Source organism: Pseudoalteromonas carrageenovora IAM 12662, assembly GCF_900239935.1.
GTDB lineage: Bacteria > Pseudomonadota > Gammaproteobacteria > Enterobacterales > Alteromonadaceae > Pseudoalteromonas > Pseudoalteromonas carrageenovora.
The window spans coordinates 3,355,281-3,377,891 of the sequence record NZ_LT965928.1; the positions used below are offsets into that span (position 1 = coordinate 3,355,281).

16 protein-coding genes and 1 riboswitch are annotated in these 22,611 nt (G+C 40.3%); of the genes, 2 read left to right on the top strand and 14 right to left on the bottom strand.

The window, feature by feature from the left end:
• Positions 1-3 precede the first annotated feature (3 nt).
• Positions 4-762, bottom strand: coding sequence for an SDR family NAD(P)-dependent oxidoreductase (locus ALFOR1_RS15235; protein ID WP_058549247.1), 759 nt, complete (start codon positions 760-762; stop codon positions 4-6).
• Positions 763-948: 186 nt separating this feature from the next.
• Between ALFOR1_RS15235 and ALFOR1_RS15240 the strand changes: the two genes are divergently transcribed.
• Entirely contained in the window at positions 949-1,650 is a 702-nt protein-coding gene (locus ALFOR1_RS15240; protein WP_058549246.1) for a FadR/GntR family transcriptional regulator, read from the top strand.
• Positions 1,651-1,714: 64 nt separating this feature from the next.
• On the opposite strand, the gene ALFOR1_RS15245 is transcribed toward ALFOR1_RS15240, so the two are convergent.
• The 7 genes from ALFOR1_RS15245 to ALFOR1_RS15275 form a co-directional block, all read right to left on the bottom strand.
• The gene (locus tag ALFOR1_RS15245) at positions 1,715-3,847 is read right to left on the bottom strand and encodes an alpha-galactosidase (RefSeq protein ID WP_104643459.1); all 2,133 of its coding nucleotides are present in this window, start codon (positions 3,845-3,847) and stop codon (positions 1,715-1,717) included.
• A gap of 472 nt (positions 3,848-4,319) precedes the next feature.
• Positions 4,320-5,798, bottom strand: a complete 1,479-nt coding sequence (locus tag ALFOR1_RS15250) for an SLC5 family protein (protein WP_104643460.1) — start codon at positions 5,796-5,798, stop codon at positions 4,320-4,322.
• 52 nt (positions 5,799-5,850) lie between these two features.
• Complete coding sequence (locus tag ALFOR1_RS15255) at positions 5,851-6,612, bottom strand: SapC family protein (protein ID WP_104643461.1); 762 nt, start codon at positions 6,610-6,612, stop codon at positions 5,851-5,853.
• 12 nt (positions 6,613-6,624) lie between these two features.
• Positions 6,625-8,151, bottom strand: coding sequence for a tryptophan halogenase family protein (locus ALFOR1_RS15260; RefSeq protein WP_104643462.1), 1,527 nt, complete (start codon positions 8,149-8,151; stop codon positions 6,625-6,627).
• A gap of 185 nt (positions 8,152-8,336) precedes the next feature.
• Entirely contained in the window at positions 8,337-11,081 is a 2,745-nt protein-coding gene (locus ALFOR1_RS15265; protein ID WP_104643463.1) for a TonB-dependent receptor, read from the bottom strand.
• A gap of 186 nt (positions 11,082-11,267) precedes the next feature.
• Complete coding sequence (locus ALFOR1_RS15270; protein WP_373864949.1) at positions 11,268-12,248, bottom strand: aldose epimerase family protein; 981 nt, start codon at positions 12,246-12,248, stop codon at positions 11,268-11,270.
• A 176-nt stretch (positions 12,249-12,424) separates the two neighbouring features.
• Complete coding sequence (locus ALFOR1_RS15275) at positions 12,425-12,814, bottom strand: acyl-CoA thioesterase (RefSeq protein WP_058549240.1); 390 nt, start codon at positions 12,812-12,814, stop codon at positions 12,425-12,427.
• A gap of 33 nt (positions 12,815-12,847) precedes the next feature.
• Here ALFOR1_RS15275 and ALFOR1_RS15280 point away from each other — a divergent pair, with 33 nt between their 5' ends.
• A complete protein-coding gene (locus ALFOR1_RS15280) occupies positions 12,848-13,552 on the top strand; it encodes a 2OG-Fe(II) oxygenase (protein ID WP_058549239.1) in 705 nt (234 codons plus the stop codon).
• Positions 13,553-13,572: 20 nt separating this feature from the next.
• Here ALFOR1_RS15280 and ALFOR1_RS15285 read toward each other — a convergent pair whose 3' ends face one another.
• The 6 genes from ALFOR1_RS15285 to ALFOR1_RS15310 all read right to left on the bottom strand — a co-directional run bounded on the left by ALFOR1_RS15285 (position 13,573) and on the right by ALFOR1_RS15310 (position 22,143).
• Positions 13,573-14,808 carry a cysteine desulfurase-like protein gene (locus ALFOR1_RS15285; RefSeq protein WP_104643464.1) on the bottom strand — a complete coding sequence of 412 codons (1,236 nt, stop codon included), beginning with the start codon at positions 14,806-14,808 and terminating at the stop codon, positions 13,573-13,575.
• A gap of 9 nt (positions 14,809-14,817) precedes the next feature.
• Positions 14,818-15,450 (bottom strand): 2OG-Fe dioxygenase family protein, encoded by a 633-nt coding sequence (locus ALFOR1_RS15290; protein WP_104643465.1) that lies wholly within the window; start codon positions 15,448-15,450, stop codon positions 14,818-14,820.
• Positions 15,451-15,649: 199 nt separating this feature from the next.
• The gene (gene acnB / locus ALFOR1_RS15295) at positions 15,650-18,247 is read right to left on the bottom strand and encodes a bifunctional aconitate hydratase 2/2-methylisocitrate dehydratase (RefSeq protein WP_104643682.1); all 2,598 of its coding nucleotides are present in this window, start codon (positions 18,245-18,247) and stop codon (positions 15,650-15,652) included.
• 297 nt (positions 18,248-18,544) lie between these two features.
• Positions 18,545-19,606, bottom strand: a complete 1,062-nt coding sequence (locus ALFOR1_RS15300; protein ID WP_058549234.1) for an OmpA family protein — start codon at positions 19,604-19,606, stop codon at positions 18,545-18,547.
• Positions 19,607-20,026: 420 nt separating this feature from the next.
• Positions 20,027-21,436, bottom strand: coding sequence for a protein adenylyltransferase SelO (locus tag ALFOR1_RS15305; protein ID WP_104643466.1), 1,410 nt, complete (start codon positions 21,434-21,436; stop codon positions 20,027-20,029).
• Positions 21,437-21,438: 2 nt separating this feature from the next.
• On the bottom strand, positions 21,439-22,143 hold the full coding sequence (locus ALFOR1_RS15310) for a DNA-3-methyladenine glycosylase I (RefSeq protein ID WP_104643467.1): 705 nt from the start codon (positions 22,141-22,143) through the stop codon (positions 21,439-21,441).
• A gap of 193 nt (positions 22,144-22,336) precedes the next feature.
• Positions 22,337-22,533: riboswitch (Lysine riboswitch) on the top strand.
• The last annotated feature ends 78 nt before the right edge of the window (positions 22,534-22,611 follow it).

The following is a 22,611-nucleotide window of genomic DNA, read 5'->3' on the forward strand; positions in this document are numbered from 1 at the left end:
GCTTTAAAGCCTCCCACCGTCAATTTTAATACTTTGACCGGTGATCATACTGCTTTCGTCAGCGGCTAAAAAGAGTGCTAAGTTAGCAACATCATTAGGAGTTACGAGCTTTTTAAGTGCCATGGCTTCCATCCACTTTACTTGCTCTTCTTGTGTAAACCAGCTTGCAAGCTGACGGTCGGTGGCAACCCAGCCGGGTAGTATTGCGTTTACGCGAATACCATGTTCGCCATAATCGCGAGCCAGTGCTTTAGTCATGCCTATTAAACCCGCTTTAGCTGTTACATAACCGGCCATTTGAGGTTGTCCCATAATGGCATTAATAGAACTAAAGTTAATAATACTGCCCGCGCCCTCGCCTTTCATAAAAGACATCGCAACTTGAGAGGCAAAAAAAGCTGGGTTTAAATTTATTTGTAAGCATTGATCCCAATCTTGTACGGTAACGTCTTCACTTGCTTGACGACGATCATTTGCTACATTATTGACCAAAATATTAATAGTACCTAAGGCTGCGCACGCATCGACCAATGATTGCTGGAGTGTGTGTGAGTCGGTTACATCAACCTGCCTGTACCATAAATTTGCATCAGGTAATTCGCTAATTAGCGATTGTGCTGCAGCATCGTCAATATCTATAAATGCCACTTTTGCATTTTGCTTTACAAAGGATTTAACCATTGCTCTGCCAATGCCTGATGCGCCACCCGTTATAAAAACAACTTTGCCAGAAATACTATGATATTGAGCTAGGGTGTCCAAATTAAACTCTCCAAACAACAACTTGCATCAATGTTTTGCTTATTAAAAACGCCAATAGTCGTTATAACGCACTAAAACACTGTGTTAAAATATTTAACTGATTAAAAGTTTATATCATATCCTTGAGTACATTAATATGATATATGATATATAATAAAGTAATGTTTCAATACGGAATCCTACGCAATGAAAAGCCAACCCCGTCAAAATTTAACACAACAATTAACCCATGATCTGGGCTTTGCTATTGTGCGTGGTATTTACCCTGTTAGTGAAGGACTACCGTCTGAAGCTGATTTATGTATAAAGTACGATGTGAGCCGCAGTGCAACGCGTGAAGCGGTTAAAATGCTCTCAGCTAAAGGGCTTATTTCTTCTCGTCCTAAACAAGGTATTCGTGTTTTACCAGAAAGTAGCTGGAATATGTTTGACACCGACGTACTACGTTGGATTTTAAGCAGCAAACCATCACTCTCTTTATTAAAAGAATTTACTCAAGTACGTGTAGCACTTGAACCACAAGCAGCCGCTTTAGCCGCTGTAAATGCCACAGCTGAGCAACTTGCTGAAATAGATAACGCACTTGCTCGAATGGCCGATGCAGATGAAGGCTTGGACGATCCGCTAGAGGCAGACATTGCCTTTCATACCAGTATATTAGTGGCCAGTAATAATCGCTTTTTTGTGCAGTTAACGGAATTTATTAGCACTGCGCTGCGTGTAAGTATTCGTTACACAAACCATATTAAAGGTGTGCCAGGTGCCGATGTAGCAAAACATGCTGATATTTTAGATACGATTAAATCACGTAATCCAGAACGCGCTAAAAAAGCAGTAGAAACTATCTTAGAAGAAGCCTTAGAGCTTATTGAATCTAAACTCGACTAATGGCTTAAAAAAACATCATTAAAAAAGGGAGCTAATTAGCTCCCTTTTTACTGCTTATTATATTTTAAGCTTTGTTAAGCTCAAAAATAAGTGATGTTTGCGGGAATGAAATTGGCATTTGCAGGCCAAATTCCATTAGTGCTTCACCGGTAAATGTTTGCCCGTTAACAGCCGCAATAGATGAAGGACGATACTCTTCAAATTTAACAGGCCATACTAAATTAAGTGTGTACTGTGTATCAGCATCTAAACCAACAAAACGAAGCTTATTAGGCGCTGTGCGCGGTGTTTCGCGCACGCTGTTATAAGCAAACAACGCTTTTGATTTTTGCTCGTCGATTAAACCAAAATTAATTGATAAATCGTCACTATCTAGGCGGTATAAATCGGCAGCATGAATAAATTCACGGTGTTCTTTATGCAGTGCAATAGCCGCTTTAAGGGTATTGTATTCGTGTTCGGTCAGTTCACGTGGGTCCATTTCGATTCCCATGTGGCCAAACATTGATACCGCAGCACGCATTTCAATACTTACATTACGACCAGTAATATGACAATCACGTGGACCTACGTGTGCCCCCATAACCGACGATGGGAAGAAGAACGAACAACCACGTTGAATTTCAAGGCGATCGAGCGCATCGTTAGAATCCGACGTCCAAACACGGTCTGTATGTGCTAGTACGCCGTAATCTACACGTGCACCACCTGATGAACAGCTTTCTATTTCAAGGCCTGGGTGCGCCGCTTTAATACGATCAATTAAACGATACAGTGCCAGTGTTTGTTGATGCACGGCCGGCTTACCATCAAAGTTACCTGCATGGTTAATATCGCGGTTCATATCCCACTTAATGTACTTAATAGTTGGGTATTCAACTAAAATGTCGTCAATGGCTTTGTATAAGTATTCAACAACCTCAGTGCGCGTTAAATCAAGCACCAGCTGGTTTCTAAAGCTTAATTGCTCGTTATTTTCTGAGCCTAATACCCAATCCGGGTGAGCACGGTATAAATCGCTATCTGGGTTTACCATTTCTGGTTCAAACCAAATACCAAACTCCATGCCTAAGCTATTTACATGATCAATTACTGGCGATAATCCATCTGGGTATATTTCGTAATCTACAGTCCAATCGCCTAAGCCTGCGTTGTCACCTCGGCGACCTTTAAACCAGCCGTCATCAAGTACAAAACGATCAATACCTAGTGGGGCTACTTTATCGGCTAACTGCTTTAACGTGTCTACATCGTGGTCAAAGTATATACCTTCCCACGTGTTGTAATGTACAGGTCGAGATTTTTCACGCTGTGCTTGAGTAAGTAAATTTGCTTTAACAAAACGGTGGAAATTGCGTGAAAGCGCACTAAACCCGTCGCTTGAAAACGAGCCGTAAATACTAGGGCTTTGATACGTTTGACCTTTAGCAAGCGTAAGCTCACCAGGTAATAATAACTCGCCCATTTGCACGTATCGACGACCTTCAGGTAGTAGCTCTGCACGTAGTTTGTTGTTACCACTCCAACCTAAATGAAAGCCGTAACATTCGCCGTGTTGCTCACCTGCACCTTCGTTATGTACTAATAAACCAGGGAATACATCATGTGACGTTTTACCTTTACGGTTTTCGCGTACAAAACTGCCAAGCACTAAATCAACAGATTGACGTTGGAATTCGTTTGACCAGCGCCCTTCAAAACTTACAATTTTGCTTACGCTATCTGGCAGCTGGAACGTTGGCGCTGCACAAAAGTTAACGCTTAGTGGTGAGTCACCTAAATTAGTTAATACAGTATGTGCACTTAAAACATTTGTGTTGTTATCAAGCGTGATGCTGTGAACGACTTCAATACCACGAAGCTCATCTACGCTTACAAACTCAAGCGTTGCTGATGATGGCTGACGAACCTCTTTTAGCTTTGGCCCTACAGACCAAGCAATAGAGTCGTTTACAAGCTCAAGGCCTGGCGCACCAGTAAAGCCTTCACCTAAAAGAGGAGAAAGAGAAATAGGTGCTTCTTCAACCACGGCACATTTTACTTCTTGACGAGTTGCAAGCTGAGTAAGCATTGTTTCAGTTGTTTGCACAGATAGACGCTTACCAAAGTACAGTAATGCCGGTGTTTTGCTCTGGCAGTCGAAAATAACGGTGCTGTTTACACTGTCCAATCGATAAAATGATTTAGTGTCGGCCATGATTTTCCTATCCTCTTCTTCATTGTGTGAGTTATAAATGTTACGAAAGTTGCCTAGCTATATTACTTTCGATGCTTGAGACACAATCTAGCAGATGGTGACATTCAATAATAATAGTATATATCATATAAATTAGATTTTGATAGTCTTTACAGCTTAAATTCCCAGATAAACTCACTGGAAGTACCACTACGACCTAAAGGTTAAGACTAACTTTAGCTTTAATACCAATCTGCTTATATATGAGGTCTATTTAATGTGAAGAAAATTACGCTAGAACCAGGCAAAAACCTTTGTATCTAGTTGTTCTAAATAAAAAATTTTTAACAACGTTATAGGGCAACTTAATTCCTTAAATTGATCAAAGATTTATGCCGGTTGGTATAAAGCCCTGCTACTGCTTTTAATAGATATAAAAAAATCGGCCAGAGTTGCCCCATGACCGATTTTGTCAGCTTAAACTTTTTATATATTATTTTTGTACTTGCGCTTGACCTGAATCATCTAAAGCAGGTGTTTTACCGGCCCATTGCGCGCTCAAACCAAATACTACTTTATTTACAGTTAGTGCAAAGGCTACACACACTATCAGTGTAATTGGCATTAAGTGAATGTAGTGCAAATCAGTATGCAGTGGTGAATTTTCAAAGGTTAGCATGCCATACATAACCACACCTAAAATCACGGCGGCGATACCCGCACGTGCATCAACATTTTTAAATAACAAGCCTACAACAAAGATTGAGAATATAGGCATACTTAGTAAGCCATTTAACTGCTGTAGTAAATTAATAATGCTATCTGCTTGCTGGTAAATTGGCACTAATACTAGCGTTAAGCTTGTAAGTAACAACGTAACGTAGCCGCTTAGCTTTACAACACTTGGCTCTTTATTAAAGTACGCTTCGTGAATGTCACATACATATAATGCAGTTGCCGAGTTTAATAAGCTGTTGTAAGTAGATAACACCGCTGCAGCCATTGCCGCTGCAAATACGCCGGTTAACCATGCTGGCATTACGTCACCTACAATTCGGCCATAAGCTGCATCACCAATGTCGCCATACAGTTTGTACGAAATAATACCTGGCAGTACTACAATTGCAGGGACGATTAAAAAGCGAATACCTGCTGCTGCAAAAATACCTTTTTGCGCTTCTTTAACATTTGGCGCAGCCATTGCTCGCTGTGTAATTGTTTGGTTAGTACCCCAGTAATACATTTGAATAAAGATCATACCGGTTAATAGTGTTGGCCAAGGAATTGGTGAATCAGCATCACCAATTAATGTTAAACGCTCTTGTGGAATACCGCTAAAGTCGTAATCAATTGCATTAAGCGCCAAGAACACAACAAGTATTGCCATACCGAGCACCAGTAGCCCGTTGTAAGTATCTGATACCGCAACAGCGCGTAAGCCACCAAAAAATGCATAAATAGCACCTACAAGAGCAAATGCGGTCGCTATATACATTAGCGGAATATCTACTTTAAACATGGTTTGCATAAATAGCACACCTGAGTAAATTACCGCTGGCATATAAATAAGTGCATTACCTAAAAAAAACAAACCACCAATAACAGCACGAATGTGCTTGTTGTTATAGCGTTTTTCTAGTAGCTCAGTGGTAGTAGTACAATTGTATTTGTAATAAACAGGAATGAAGACTTTAGCTAAAATAATGAGGCCAATAATCGCTGCTAATTCCCACCAAACAAGCAAGGCCATTTGGTTACCATTCATACCTACTAGTTGGTCGGTACTTAAATTAGTTAGTGTGATTGAACCGGCAACAAACATCCAAGTAAGGCCACCGCCCGCTAAAAAATACTCTTTTGTTTCGCTGTTTCCGCTATTTCTATTTTGGCCGCGGCACTTCCAATATGTAAGCCCACCAATTAAGGCGGTCACAAAGAAAAAAACCACCAACTGCAAAATGTTGTCTGACATGTGTGTGTCTCCTGCGCGTTAACGCAATGTCTGTGTAATAAAAAAGTGCACGCTACAGCGCGTGCGCATCTCGACTTAGTTCTAACTTAATTTGCTTTAAAGGCATAAGTTCGGGACGTTGGTTATGCAGCTTTACCAGTGCGTTGAGTTGAAACAATGAAATAAGCATGCTGTTAAGCACACTTAGGTAACCTTGCTTGTGTAAGTTTGCAATGGTATCGCTATCTAAAGTTTGTAGTTTGTCTTCATCAACGGTGCTTAAACCTTGAATAGTTTGCGCTTCGCCTTGCTCAAACTGCAAAACAATATCTATGTTTTTTATAAGCCCTAACCGCGCAGCTTCTTGGGTAAATTGATACGTTTGGTAATCATTTTTTAAATCGCTTTCAAGTAGCTTTTGCTGCGAATTTAAAAATAAACTTGGGTTACCTTTAGCATCAAATAGCGGCTCACCTTGTTCGGTGCTTAGTGCAGAGCTTTGCTCATTAAAGGCAATAAAATAATCGCTGCTATTTGCTTCACGAGTCATTAAATAAAGGGGATGTGTTTGTATACATACAGGCGTGTAAAGTGCCTGCCACTGGCTGTTATTAACCAATAAACTCTGCCCAGCACTAAAACTTGTTAAACCCGATACGGTATAACTGCCGTTTTGCGCATTCCGCGCTAAAAATATAGGTAAGTCGCACGCGGCTTTTGCCACTTCGTTAGCTCTTAGATTAACTAAGTGCTGCGTTTTTGCGTATTCAACACCTGCATTATGTTTAACTTTTAATGCTTGGTGTTGTGTACTAGATAGTTCACTAATAGCCATAGTTACACATCCTTAAACTGGGTTAGCCGCTAACCACTGCTCAATATAAGCGCGGTGTGGCGGCAAAGTTTGCAACATCTGCTGTGTAAGCTGGCTGTTACGTTCAATTATTTGTTTAGCTTGAGCATCTTGTGAGTACAAATATGCTTGCTTAGTAAAGTCTGGTTTAAAGCCCATGCCATACAACACGTACTGGTAGCTGGCAGCTGGGAATAACTCTAAAGCGCCATGAAAGTCTTGTATCAGTGGGCCACGCGTCCCCCAAAGTAGTAAGTCTTCTTGTAAGCTTTGTGGAATAGTTTCTGGCTGAACATGCGCCTGCCAATATGGTTCAGGGCGTTTAGTAAGCATATAGTGCAGCTTTAAAAAGTCGATAATGCGTTGCCAGCGGTAATCCATTTGTTCGTTAAAACGCTTAGCAACAATAGGCATTACTTGAGTATCGGCTGGCATGTGCTCTGCAACAAAGCGAGACGAAATTTCAACAAGCATGATTGCGGTTGCCTCAAGCGGCTCTACAAAACCTGCCGACATCCCTACTGCAACACAGTTTTTATGCCAAAACTTTTCTCGGTAGCCCGACTCAAAGCTAATTTTTCGGGCGGTTAAGCCGTTTGCAGCATCACCTAAATAGTTACGCAGGTTTTGCTCAGCTTCTTCATCTGATAAGAATTTACTTGAATATACATGACCTACACCACGACGATGCGTTAAGCCTATATCCCAGATCCACCCTGCATATTGCGCAGTAGCAATGGTATGGCTGGCCAAGGAGTTGTCGTTTTCATCGTAAGGTACTTGCATAGCAAGGGCGCTGTCGTTAAATAATACGTGATCCATTTTTTTAAATGGCACGTTAAGGGCTTGGCCTAATAACAGCGATGAAAAACCAGTGCAGTCTATGTATAAGTCGGCATTTATGGTGCGGGTTTGCTCTTTTAAAGTCAGCGTATCTATAGCGCCGTTATCATCAAGCTTTACTTGTTCTACTGTGCCAATAACATGCTCAATGCCAAGCTTGCTTTTACAGTGTTGTTTTAATAATTCAGCAAAAGCACCTGCATCTAAATGATAGGCGTAGTTACAATTACCTTGATATTCACCTTGAGCAATACCTCTTGGTGCTAGGCTTGCTTCGCAAATATCATGCTGAAAATTAGTTTGTTGTGCGTAATCTTCAACATTATCTAAATAAGGGGCTAAATCTATACGGCCGTATCCTAGCGGTACAGTAAATGGATGGTAGTAAAAGTCGTTATTGCCGTGTGTCCAATTTACAAATTTACCGCCTTGCTTAAAGGTGGCATTACAGGCTTTAAATACATCAACTTCTCGCAAACCAATTTGCTGAAGCGTATTTTTCATCGTTGGCCAGGTGCCTTCACCTACACCAATTGTTGGGATATCTGACGATTCAACCAACATCACTTTTAAGCCATCACCATTTTTACCTTGGTGATACGAAGCTATAATTGCAGCGCTCAGCCATCCTGCTGTACCACCACCAATTACTGCGACTGTTTTTATTGCTTTATTCATAATGGACTACTCTTTGAGTATTTTTTGATAACGTTTTATACAACAAATGCCCGGTAGGGCATTTGGATATAATGTGGTTTCATTTTAGCCAATTAGGTTAACATTACTGCTAAATTAACCTAATTGGTATTAGCACTAATGTGCTGCAATGAAACAAGAGGCGAGAAGTTCGCCTCAAACATTAATTAAAACGATCCGCGAATACCAAACGCGTAACGTGAGCCATTATCTTCTACTGAATAGATTTGGTTAGCAAAACGACCTGTTTGCACTAATTCTTCTTCAGTGATGTTGATGCCTTCAGCGAAAACAGTGAAGTTTTCGTTAATATCGTAGCTTGCGCTGATATCCCACTGACCGTATGTTTCAACGTTCACTGGTTCACCATTAAAGCCGTTATCAACTAATCGTAAAAAGCCTTCACGGTTGTTAAATGCAACACGTGCTTGCCAGTTTTCTTGCTCATAAAACAATACCAAGTTTTGCGAATCGCCTAGGCCTTCTAGCGCAAATGTTTGTGTCGTATCGTCACCTACACTGATGTCGCTATTCACAACCGTCGCATTAGCAATAAAACCAAAACCATTTTCAAACATGTGAGTAACACCCACTTCGAAGCCGGTTACAGTTGCAGACTCACCATTTTGAGGGCGGCTTACAGTGTAAATTTCTGAGCCACCATTTAGTTCGTCATCAGTTTGAACTGTACATGTAGTACACGCATAATCAGGGCCTGAACGGTCAGACATTTCAAATGTTTCTGCACCTGTTAGGGTAACAATAAAGTCGTCAACTTCTTTACTAAATACTGCAAAGCTAAATAAGTTAGCGTCGTTGTAGTACCACTCGTAAGAGATATCCCAGTTTTCTGATTGGAATGGCTTAAGTGCTGGATTACCACCACTTGCCGTTAAGTTTTGACGACGAGGCTCATTAAAGTTAGTTGCTGGAGATAGCTGAGACATAGTTGGGCGAGTAATACTGTCGTACGCGGCAAAGCGTAAAATCATATTATCTTGTAGCTCAAGCTTAACATTGAAAGACGGTAGTAAATTTGAGTAACTTGTACCTTCTTGGATGTTAGTTGCTGGGCCAAATACATTCTGAAACAGTGTTGCATCAGATGTTGGTACTACATCACTAATGAAGCTTTGTATTGCCTCTACTTCAATATCTGTTTCAGAGTAACGTGCGCCCATATTAACGGTTACTGGCATATCAGCTAGGTCAAAGCCAAGTGTAAAGTCCATGTATAAACTAGTAATGTCTTCGTTAATTGTGTAACGGTTATTTTGTAGTGTAGGTTCTACTGGGAAACCTTGATCGGCTAAGTAATCTAGCATTTTATCACCGTCGTAGGTGTAGAATGTATCGATTAAACCTGGGAAGTAATTGCTTGCTTGGTATGCTTCAAAATCAATCTCATCAAGCGGTGCTTGTGTACCGTAACCACAAAACTGACATTGGCTACCAAAAATTTGGAAGCTAGATTTTTCACGTTCTTGACGATAAGCACCAAAGTTAATGCGATCAACAGGGCCTTTATCTGGCACGTATTCAAAATCAGCTTTTAGCTCAGTGATTTCATCTTCATCAGTAAATTGGTTACCAATTTCGTTGTAATGAAGGCGTGCAAGACTAGGGTCTGGTAATGAACCATTATCAAAACCATCATGCTGAACCGTTGGTACACTGCCTGTGCCATCAAAGCTGTAGCTGTTAATGATACCTACAACGTTAAAGCGGTCATTGCCAGCACGGTCGTTTTCAGCCGTTGAACGAGATACATCAAATTTAGCTTTTAATGACTCATTTACTTGCCAATCAACGTTTATACCAAATGCTTTATTAGTTACATCACGTGAATTACGCGTATGAGATACAAAGTCACTTGCAGGGTCGCCACTTGGTGCGCCTAGGCCTACATCTTGAGAGAAAGTTAAAAGTGTCCCTGTTTCAGCGTCAATTGTTGCGCTGCCTACACGATCTGGTTCAAACCAAGATGCAAGGTCACGTACTGTAGAGTCAACTTCAAATTTTGAAATCATACCATCAACAGTAATTGTAATATCATCAGATGGTGCGTATTGAAGTACTAAGCTTGCGTTTGTACGTTCACGGTCTTGCCCATCAACTACTTGGTCCCAGTTACGTGGAATGTATGCATTTTCAAACAGTACACCATCAGTAGGGTTAGAAATTGTTTGGCTGCCGCGCCAACCTGCCGTTAAAATTTGGTTATTTTGAAGCTTACGTTGCTGATTAGTAATAGCAAAAAGCACACCTAATTTGTCATCATTAAATGTATTACTAATTAAAAATGATGCTGAAGGAGATACTTCTTCAGATAAGCTTTCGTACATGCCTTTCACAGAGCCTAAAACATGTAATCCGCCAAAATCAAAAGGACGAGCTGTAGTTACGTTTACCGTACCACCAATACCGCCTTCTTGAAGCGTTGCTGTATTACTTTTATAAATATCAGCACCGGTGATTTGATCTGCTGCTAATACATCAAAGTTGAATTCACGACCAGCACTGTCTGTCGCAATTTGACGGCCGTTTACAAGTACCGTATTGAACTGTGGGCCAAAGCCACGAATTGTTACCGCTTGGCCTTCACCACCACTACGGTCAATTGCTACACCTGTAATACGTTGCAGAGACTCTGCTACGTTTAAATCAGGGAATTTACCAAGATCTTCTGCTTTAATTCCGTCGGTTACAACGTTAGATGCTTTTTTATCTAACATTGATGAACGCAAGCTGCTGCGGATACCCGTTACTGCGATAACTTCAACATCTTGATTTACTGTAGGTGTGTCGCCTTCAGCGCCTTGAGCTGCAACGTTGCCGCTTGCCAATACACCAGTGATAGCAATACTGAGCGCGGTTTTCTTGTTGAACGATAACTTATTGTTAATTATCATTTTTTAAAAACTCCTGATTGTGTGTAGTCATTGTGTCGTTGTGGTAGTAAATATATTTCAAATACTATTTATATTATAAATACTTTAAACTAAGCAAAAGTGCAACCTTTTCCTTAATTATAGGTATCATTTAATTACTGTATTTTTGCTTTTAATTTTCTTTTAATTAACATTGGCAGGTTGAATTTACTCAGAAAACGCGTAAATAATAACCTGCTCATAATTTTCTTCTGGCAATAAATTTGCTTTGGGGAAGTTTTCACGATTTGGCGCATCAGGCCAATTTTGCGCTTCAAAACACACAGCTTGGCGTGCTTTAAAAGGCGCACCAACAAAGTTTGCGGTATAAAGTTGCATGCCTGGCTGCGTACTTTTAAGGGTTAAACTAACGTTCGTGTGTGGCGAAGTTAATGTAGCCATCGTTTTTAAACTGCCGTCATTATTGAAAATATAGCAGTGATCAAAACCATTACCCGCTTCTAACTGTGGGCTTGCTGCACAAAGTGCATCGCCTAACTGCGTTGCTGTGCAAAAGTCAAAACAAGTACCTGCAACTGTTTGGCCGTTATTAAGTGGAATACTGGTTTTATCTATAGGAAGAAAGTGATTGGTATTTATTTGTACAAAGTGCTCATTAATAGAATCGCTACCATCGAGGTTAAAATAACAATGGTTAGTAAAATTAACGAGAGTTTCTTTATCGGTAGTAGCTTTAAAGCGTAAAGTTAGTTCGCCATTTTTAGCACTAATAGTTTGCCATACCTTTAACTGCCCCGGAAAACCCTGATCGCCATCAGGTGAGCAATAATATAGCTCCACCTCACTTTCGCTTTGCTGAGTAACTTGCCAAAGCACTTTATTAAAGCCTTTAACACCGCCATGCAAGCTATTTGGGCCGTTATTAGTATCTAGCTGATATTCAGTACCCGATAGACTAAAACGTCCACCAGCAATGCGGTTAGCGTATCTACCAACAGTTGCGCCTAAGTAAAATGGGTTTTCAAGATAGTATTGCGAATCGTCAACGCTGAGCGTCATCTCTTGGTTATTAAATTTAATGCTTTTTATAATTGCGCCAAAGGGCAAAATTTCAGCTGTTAAAGATTTACCATCATTAAGTTTAATAACCTCTAAAGGTTTATTAATAGATATAGACGCCACACTCATTCTCCACCAAATTACCGCATTAACAATTCCTGTCATAACGGTGCAACAATATATATTATAAATAGTATATAAGTGAAGCCAGTAACTCAATCTAAATGCGTTAAAATACAGCCATAAAAATTTACAGCTGTCTCGGGCTGTTTACAAAGTGGTTGGTAACCGCTAATTGATAACGTTTAATTTAAGTGCTCATTTAATGCATTTTTTTCTTGGCTTGAAAGTGCTTGCTTAGTTTTAGCCACAAAGTCGTACCTGACCATAACTGCTTTACCTATTGCGCAGCATTTATCGTGCTGAAATGCCTCTTGTTTAAGTACAAAAGAGCTATTGCCTATATGCTCTACAGACGTTTTAATAGTGATCTCGTGGCCATAAAATAGCTCGCCTACAAACGATACTTCTATTTTAGCAATGATTAGTTTCCAGTCATGTGGGTTTAAATCTGGTGTAAAAAATTTAAAAATAGGTACGCGAGCGGCTTCAAACCAAACGGGGAGTACGGTATTGTTAATGTGTCCGAGTGCATCTGTTTCGCTAAATCGCGGCATCACTTTTTCAATAAACATATAAATCCAATAATAATTATATAAAGGTAAACCATGACGGACTTTATTCGCGTATACAACAACGCATTAAGCGATGACTTTTGCGATAGCTTTATTACGACCTTTGCGCAAAGCCCGCATGTAAAACAAGGGGTAACATCTGGCGGTGTCGATTTAAAAAAGAAAGACAGCCACGATCTGCATTTAAATAACCACCCCGAATACGAACAACAATTAAAACATATACAACAAACGACTGCACAGCATGTTTTTAACTATGTTGAAGAGCATATTTTTATGATGATTGGTGCATTTGGCTTAAAGGTTTATCATCCAAAAACTGGGGAAGTAGTAGATTTAACTCAAGAAAATTTTGATGAGGTAGGTAAACCACAGCTCCCTATATTAGTGCAGCAAATATTTAGACTGGGGAACATTCAAGCGCAAAAATACGAGGTAAATAAAGGTGGTTATCCTTACTGGCACAGTGAGGTGTATCCGCAGTTACAACACAATGAAGCGCTGCACCGGGTATTATTGTTTATGTTTTACTTAAACGATGTAGAAGAAGGCGGTGAAACTGAGTTTTATTATCAAAACCGTAAAATAGCTCCTAAAAAAGGCACTATGGTGATAGCTCCTGGCTACTTTACGCATACCCACAGAGGTAATAAACCTGTCTCTAACGATAAGTATATTTTAACCTCGTGGGTGCTATTTAACCGTGCAGAGCAAATATATGGTGCGCCTAAAAGTTAGCGCACCAAAATTAGTATCATTTAACCGAGCAGTTCATCAAATAAATTAAACAACTGATCTAGCTCTTCAATGGTGTTGTAGTGCATACAACCAATACGTACTACACCGCCTTTATCAAGCACACCTAATTGCTTACACAAACCTTGCGCGTAAAAATGTCCATCCCACACACAGATATGTTGCTTACCTAAAAATTCAGACACTTCACGTGGCTCTAAACCTTCAAACGTTAAAGCAAAAGTAGGTGTACGCTCGTTTAAGCGATCAAAATCATCAATACCAAACAATTTAATACGCGGGTAATTAACCAAACGTGTTAAAAAGTGCTCACTAAGCGCCATTTCATGCTGCTTAGTTTTAGCAAAAGCCACGCTTAACTTTTCGCGGCGTGAATGACTACCGTCAAGCTCGCTTATTGCCGCAATGTAATCAACTGCCGCAATAAAACCAGCCATTGCTTCAAAGCTTTGAGTACCGGTTTCCCAGCGACCTGGCGCTACGTCTTTAGCAGGTTCTACTTTATAAGGAGTAAACCCGTCTAAGTGCTCTTTCTTACCGTAAACCATACCTAAGTGTGGGCCAAAAAACTTATACGCCGAGCAGGCTAAAAAGTCGCAATCAAGTGCTTGTACATCAACCAGTTCATGTGGTGCGTAATGTACCGCATCAACATAAACAAGAGCATCTACAGCGTGGGCAAGTTCTATAATACGTTTTATATCGTTTATAGAACCTGTTGTATTTGAAGCGTAAGTTACCGCTACAAGCTTAGTATTACTGTTTAATAAGCTCTCAAATTGCGCCATATCCAAACTACAATCAACTTCGTTAATAACTGCGGTGTTAACTTTAACGCCTTTATCTTCTGCAGCTTGCTGCCAAGACGACACGTTTGAGAAGTGATCAGCGTTGGTTACAATTATTTCATCGCCAGCCTGCCAATTGCGCGAAATAGCTCGGCTAAAACTAAAGGTAAGGCTCGTCATATTTGGGCCAAACACAATATTTTGTGCACTTGGCGCATTAAGTAAATCTGCTGCGGCTTGGCGAGCATTTGCCATTAGTTCTACAGTTTTATCGCTTGAAAAAAACGCGCCACCTAGGTTTGAGTTGTAGTGCCCTAAATAAGCAGACATTGCATTTAGCACTGACTGAGGCACTTGAGAACCACCTGGGCCGTCTAAAAATATCGGCGATTTACCATCAACGCTCTGCATTAATGCCGGAAACTGCTCACGTAATTGCGCTATGTTCATGCTTATTCCTTAAGACGTTAATACAAAACAATCCAGGTAACCTGGTTTGCTAGCATCAATTTTATTCATTGGTGTGGCGTTGTGCCACACTTGACGGTCGTTTATTAGTGCAAACATTCCGTCTTTAATTTCCATTTTAAAACATGGTTCAGCTTGTTTATTTTCGTATACAAGTAGCTCGCCACCTTCTAGGTTTTCGTGCGAAACACCGCATATACATACATGGTCAAAACCATCTTGATGCACACCTTCAGGCGCGGCCGGCGTATCACTATCAATAGCTAACATTCTAAATTGGTGTATTTCAATATCACGGTCTTCATCAATACCGGTAAGCTCAAAAAACTCACTTACAATGCTTTGCATACCTTGAGACTCTAGTAAGCTTTGCTCTAAGTTCTCGTAAGTACGCTCTACGTTACCCTGAAAAGTATTAATTGAATCGTCTTGAACAAATGCTTTGGCAGCTTGTAGTTTTAGCGCACCATTTTGAAATTTAATTACTGAGTAACGACGTTTACGAAATTCGCCATCTGCATAAGGATTTGCAGGTAGGTTATCAAAAGAAGGCTTAACCAAATCAATATTTGCTTGGTTAACAAAACGTAGTTGCAGTAAATTCTGGTTGTTTAATGCAGTCATAAAATCTCGCCTAAAATAATGAGAATATTAAAAGAGATTTTAATGCATATGGGGAGGAATATTTGCTTTATTATTTATCTAAAAAGTTACTGACTGCTATATTTAATCCAATATAACTTTATTAAAACATGAACTATTCAAATTAAATAAACCCAACAAAAAACCCGCCTAAGCGGGTTTTTTTTAAAACAGGTTTAAATTATACAGCTTGCTGAATAATTACGTTGTCTGCTTTTTTAGTGTACTGAGGCATACGGTGGAAGTTCAAGTAACGGTATGTATCTGCAGCCGTTGCATTGATTTTCGCAGCATACTCTTGGTATTCAGCTGGCGTAGGTAATTTACCTAAAATAGCAGCAATTGCTGCAAGCTCTGCTGAAGCTAAGAATACGTTCGCACCATTACCTAAACGGTTAGGGAAGTTACGTGTAGAGGTTGAAACAACCGTTGCTTTATCTGCAACACGTGCTTGGTTACCCATACATAGTGAACAACCTGGAGTTTCGATACGTGCACCAACACGACCAAAGATACCGTAGTAACCTTCGTCAGTAAGCTGATCTTTATCCATCTTAGTTGGTGGAGCAACCCAAAGTTGTGTTGGGATACGACCGGTGAAACCATCTAGTAATTTACCAGCAGCACGGAAGTGACCAATGTTAGTCATACAAGAACCGATGAATACTTCATCAATTTTCTCGCCAGTAACATCAGAAAGTAAACGTGCGTCATCAGGGTCATTTGGAGCACAAAGGATTGGCTCTTTAATCTCTGCTAGGTCGATTTCTACAACGTGTTTGTATTCTGCGTCAGCGTCAGCTTCCATAAGTTCTGGGTTAGCTAACCAATCTTGCATTGCTGTAATACGACGCTCGATTGTACGTACATCGCCGTAACCTTCAGAGATCATCCACTTAAGCATAACAATATTAGACTCAAGGTATTCGCTGATAGACTCTTTAGAAAGCTTAACAGTACAACCTGCTGCTGAACGCTCTGCTGATGCATCTGATAATTCAAACGCTTGCTCAACAGTTAAGTGCTCAACACCTTCGATTTCTAGTACGCGACCAGAGAACTCGTTGATTTTACCTTTTTTCTCTACTGTTAATAAGCCTTGCTTAATACCGTAGTAAGGGATTGCATGTACTAGGTCACGTAAAGTGATACCTGGTTGCATTTCACCTTTAAAGCGAACCAAAATAGACTCAGGCATATCAAGCGGCATAACACCTGTTGCTGCTGCAAATGCTACTGCACCTGAGCCCGCTGGGAACGAAATACCTAATGGGAAACGTGTATGTGAATCACCACCAGTACCTACAGTATCTGGTAATAACATACGGTTTAACCAAGAGTGAATTACACCGTCACCAGGGCGAAGTGAAACGCCGCCACGGTTCATGATGAAATCAGGAAGCGTATGGTGAGTGTTTACGTCAATTGGTTTAGGGTAAGCAGAGGTATGACAGAATGACTGCATTGTTAAATCTGCAGAGAAACCTAAACATGCTAAGTCTTTAAGCTCATCACGTGTCATAGGACCTGTAGTATCTTGCGAACCTACAGTGGTCATTTTAGGCTCACAGTATTGGCCTGGGCGAATACCTTCAACGTTACATGCTTTACCAACCATTTTTTGCGCTAGTGTAAAGCCTTTATCTGAAGCTTCAGTTACCGCTGGTACTTTAAATACGTCAGTTGCACCTAAGCCTAGAGATGTACGTGCTTTGTCTGTTAAACCACGACCAATGATTAGAGGAATACGGCCGCCGGCACGTACTTCATCTAAAATTACGTCTGATTTAAGTTCAAAAGTAGAGATAACGTCATCAGTACCGTGACGCTTAACAACACCTTCGTATGGGTAAATATCAATTTGATCACCCATGTTGAACTCATCAACATTTAATTCGATTGGTAATGCACCAGAATCTTCCATTGTATTGAAGAAGATAGGCGCTATTTTGTTACCTAAACATACACCACCAACGCGCTTATTTGGTACAAATGGGATATCGTCACCCATAAACCAAAGTACAGAGTTAGTAGCAGACTTACGAGAAGAACCAGTACCTACAACGTCACCTACGTAAGCAAGTGGTAAGCCTTGAGTTTTTAACTCTTCTAATTTAGTGATTGGACCTACTTCACCCGCTTTATCAGGAACAATACCATCACGCTCATTTTTTAGCATTGCTAAAGCATGTAGTGGGATATCAGGACGTGACCATGCATCTGGTGCAGGAGATAAATCATCTGTGTTTGTCTCGCCAGTTACTTTAAATACAGTAACTGAGATTTTTTCAGCTACTGCTGGTTTATTAGTAAACCACTCAGCTGCAGCCCAAGACTCGATGATTTGTTTAGCATATGCATTGCCTGCTTTTGCTTTTTCTTCTACATCGTAAAAAGCATCAAACATTAATAATGTGTTTGAAAGGCCTTTTGCTACGATTGGCGCAAGTGCTTCGTCATCAAGAAGTTCAATCATAGGAGCGATATTGTAGCCACCTAACATTGTACCTAATAACTCAGCTGCTTTTTCTTTTGAGATTAGTGGAGACTGCGCTTCACCTTTTGCAACTGCCGCTAAAAAGCCTGCTTTGATATACGCTGCATCATCAACACCTGGCGGTACACGGTTGATTAATAAATCTAGGATGAACTCTTCTTCATCTGCCGGTGGCGTTTTGATTAGTTCAATAAGATCAGCCGTTTGCTGAGCATCTAGTGGCGCTGGTACGATACCTAACGCGGCACGTTCTTCTACGTGTTTACGATATTCTTGTAGCACAATATTGCCCTCTTGGTGACGTGAAAGTATTCGGTAGCGCTTCATGCGCAAATAAGTTACCCAATACTTATAGTATTCTAACGCGTGATTATAAAGCTTTTATGATTAGATGAAAATCCATCCAACTAAGCAACTGATTATACCGACTATAAATATTATGAATAGTGGCTTTAATAAAATCTATTTTCGTGAATGTTTGTTAAGTAATAATCATTACTATTTGATTATTTGTTCACTTTATTCCGCCCATAAAAAAACCCAGCACATGGCTGGGTTTCTAGATTTAGTAAATTACTATTAACGCTTAACTTTTACACGTTCAATAGATTTTACATGCGCTTCTACACGACGGTTTTCTGCGTGAGCTGCTTTAGTATTTGCTGTATTCTTAAGACGCTCTTCACCTAGACCTACTGTAGTGATACGGTCTTCATCGATACCATCTTTAACTAATTCTTTCGCTACGTCATCAGCACGCTTTTTAGAAAGCATTTTGTTGTAGTTTGCATTACCTACAGCCGATGCATGACCTTCAAGAAGAACTGTTGTATCTGTATGCTCTTTTAAGAACTCAGATACTGATGCGATATCAGTGAAGTACTGTGAACCTACTTCTGCAGAGTCATGTGGGAAAGTAACTAATAGGCTAGTTGTTACTTCACGGTCTTCATATAATGTACAACCTGTACCGTCTACAGCATCTTCCATAGGTGTATTTGGGCATTGGTCATCAGCATCTAAAATGTTGTCATTATCGCTATCAGCAGGAACTACTGCAACTTCAACAACTTCAGGCTCTGGAGCTGGTTGAACCGGCTCAGCTGGCGCTGCATTTTGACCAAATAAGTAGTTAATACCAATTTTTGCACCAACATCTGTGTAACCACGGTCAAGGCCTTGGTATACAGCTGTTTCTGCATTAACAAATAAACCATCTGTAATAAAGTGTTGGTAACCAACACCCGCATTTAAGAATGTGTTGTCATCTACAACATCAATTTCTTTAATACCAAATAATCCGTAAAATGGACCACCATCTAAGTGGTATAGTGCATCAATACCATAACGCTCGCCGTCAATATTATTGCGATTGCCAGCTACTTTGTCAAAAGCGTTAAAATCCATGTCTGCATACTCAAGGCGTGCGCTCCAGTAATCGCTGAAACGGTAACCAGCTTCAACACCCCAGCCTGTAGACTCATTTACGTCTAAGCCAGCTTGGTCACGCATGTTTTTCCAAGATGCGTCGTAGTAATCGCCAAATGCGCCAATGTAGAAGCCTTCTTCTTTATCAGCAGCGAAAGTAGATGCGCTAGTTGCAGCCAACGCGATTGCAATTGTAAGTGATTTTAATTTCATTGTTTTCTTCCCATTTTAACAACCAATAAATTGTAGCTAATCAATTCTAGCTCAACCAGTTTTTTACAGACTACCTGAGCTTTTGTTAATCGATACTTAACGAAAAATAAAGTTTATAAATTTTTTCAATGGTCTATGACGACATCCAACCATTTATTGTAGGTGAGATTAAACGCTTTACCTAACCTGCAAACAATAAATATAGTGGTTTTATTATAAATCGCTTACTTGTAAGCTAATACAAGGTAAATTCAACTATATGCACTGTATATACGCAAAAAATTACTTGGCTTTACGGTCGCGGATATTACCACTTGAATATACTTTGCTCAATCAATGAACACTATTTAAAGCCAAATATAGCCGTATATAAGTAAATATGGCCATTTATAATCATGAACTTATGAGTTAACCCAGCACTTAAGTACCGCAAAATGTGCGGTAATCTTTGTCCTCTTTAGGTACTTCCTGATACTGAGCTATGTTTTTGCTAGTAAAGTATGGATCACTAAGCACTTCCATAAACGGTTTTAGTAATTCACTAGTCCCCATGTTTGTATATTCATCTAAAATTGTTTCAATAATATGATTACGAGGGATCACTCGAGGATTAGCAGCTCGCATAATTTCATAAGAACTGTTATCTGTTCGACTTTTCCAAAGCTGTGCCCATTGCGTTAATGGCTCAGGTATTACAGATTCACCTTTTAATGACTCAGTAAGGGCATCAAAGGTGTTGGTGTAATCAAGCTTATGCTCTTGAAATAAGAGTAATAACTTACTTACTAGTTCAACATCATTTTCACTTTGGCCAGCTAAACCTAGTTTTTGTGCCCACATTTGATTGTATCTATCGTTAAATAGCATTGAGAACTGGCTGATTATGGGCGTCATTAAGTTTACGGCTTGCTCGTCATCGTCATTAATAAGCGGTATTAAGCTCTCGGCTAAACGAGCGCAGTTCCAGCTCGCTATATTTGGTTGATTACCAAATGCATAACGCCCTTGCTTATCAATAGAGCTAAATACGGTATCAAAATTAAATACATTCATCATCGCACACGGGCCATAATCTATGGTTTCACCGCTTACTAGCGTGTTGTCGGTATTCATAACGCCATGAATAAACCCGACTCTCATCCAGCTAATTATTAAGTCTAATTGGTTTTTTATCACTGCATCTAAAAAGGCTAAGTAACGCTCTGGCCCGGTTATGTTAATTTCAGGGTAATGGCGCTCAATGGCTGTATCGGCAAGCTTTTTAAGACCCTCAGTATCCCCTTGGGTCGCTAAATATTGAAACGAGCCAACCCGAATATGACTACTTGCTAGACGAGTGACAACTGCGCCAGGTTGCGGCGGATTACGATAAACGACTTGGCCTGTCCCAACCACAGCCAAACAACGCGTGGTTTTAATACCTAAGCCATGCATTGCCTCGCTCATAATATATTCGCGAATAGCAGGACCTAGTGCACACCGGCCATCGCCTCCTCTAGAATAAGGCGTAGCGCCTGAGCCTTTTAATTGAATATCCCACAGCTGATTTTTATCGTCGCTTACAGCACCGAGTAAATGTGCTCGCCCATCACCCAAGCGCGGCGAAAAGTGCCCAAACTGGTGCCCAGAATAACCAAGTGCTACCGCCTTTATTTGCAGTGATTCGTTGCCTGCAAACGTACTAGCACGCAGCTGCGGCTCAATATCTATATTAAACTGCTTAGCTAACGATGCGTTCCACAGCAGCAATTGCGGGGCAGCAACGCTTGAAGGTTGATCCTCTATTGCAAAGTTATCTGCTATGTCTGTATATCTTGGCACTAGTTTCATCATTAATCCTCTGCTTGTTGGCTTATACCTACACGATTGTCGCCCACACCATAGGCCACAATTAAACTCAGCTCTTGCATGCTTAAACCACTTTGCTTTTGCATTTCGTTAAAAAATGCCTGTGCAGCAGTGAGTGATTTTTTAGTTTGCAGGCCGCCATCGATAATTTTGTGCGCTCTTAGGTAACTTTCTACATCTCGCGAAAGTAAAAAAGTATCTTTACCAAGCGCTCTTAAGGCATACGGGCCAGTATTTCCACCCAAACGGGCGCCTTGTTTTTTTAAATGTGCCCACAAGCCAATAATATTATCTGTTGGCCACTCAGCAATAAACTTGCTAAAACTGCCATGTTCCTGTGCTATTTCGTGGATCATGTAGGCATTTTCAGGAATCGTTTTCACTTTTTTATAATTACGAATAATGCGCTCATCCGTTGCCTTTTGCTCTAGCATATCGGGCGGCATCATTAGTAATTTATCAACACTAAACTCCCAAAAAACCTCTCTAAAGCCCGGCCATTTGCTGTTTATTACCGACCAATAAAAGCCACTTTGAAATACTTTTCGAGTAAATTCCTCAAGCCAGTCGTCGTCACTTAATGCGCTTAATGCTTTTTTAGATAAGGGTTTTGCGAGTAATAACTTAAGCATTTTTTCAGAGCCTTTTCGCTCTACTGCTCGCTTATAAATATCGCTAAATTTTTCCATACTTATTAAATACCTCATCACTGCTCATAGGGTTAGTTTACGAGAAAAGCAGCCAATACGTAACCACCCACATTTTCGATGAACTAATCTGTATCCTGCAACTTGACACCTAGACGGCTAAAATGTTTTAATCGTCGCATTACCCTATTTAAATTGTATTTTGTTAAACCTTTTGCGGTTAAACAAAATACAAAGGGCTAGAAGAGGTGCGTTATTCAGGTAGCGTATGTTAGGAGCGCAAACTCCAGTGAGCATATGTGAGGGGAATACCGCCGAGAGGTAAACGCTTTTGCGAAGCAATTACTTCGGGCGACTAGGTTGAATCCTAGCGACTGTCACCAATAGCTGTTTTAAAACAGCTTATTAGTTTGGTGGAGAGCTTCTGGTCTTAAATAATAAGGCCGTGCGCCCTATTATTTTAAGCCCATTCGCTCTTCGAATACTGTTCGAACGACGTTAATGCGGCTA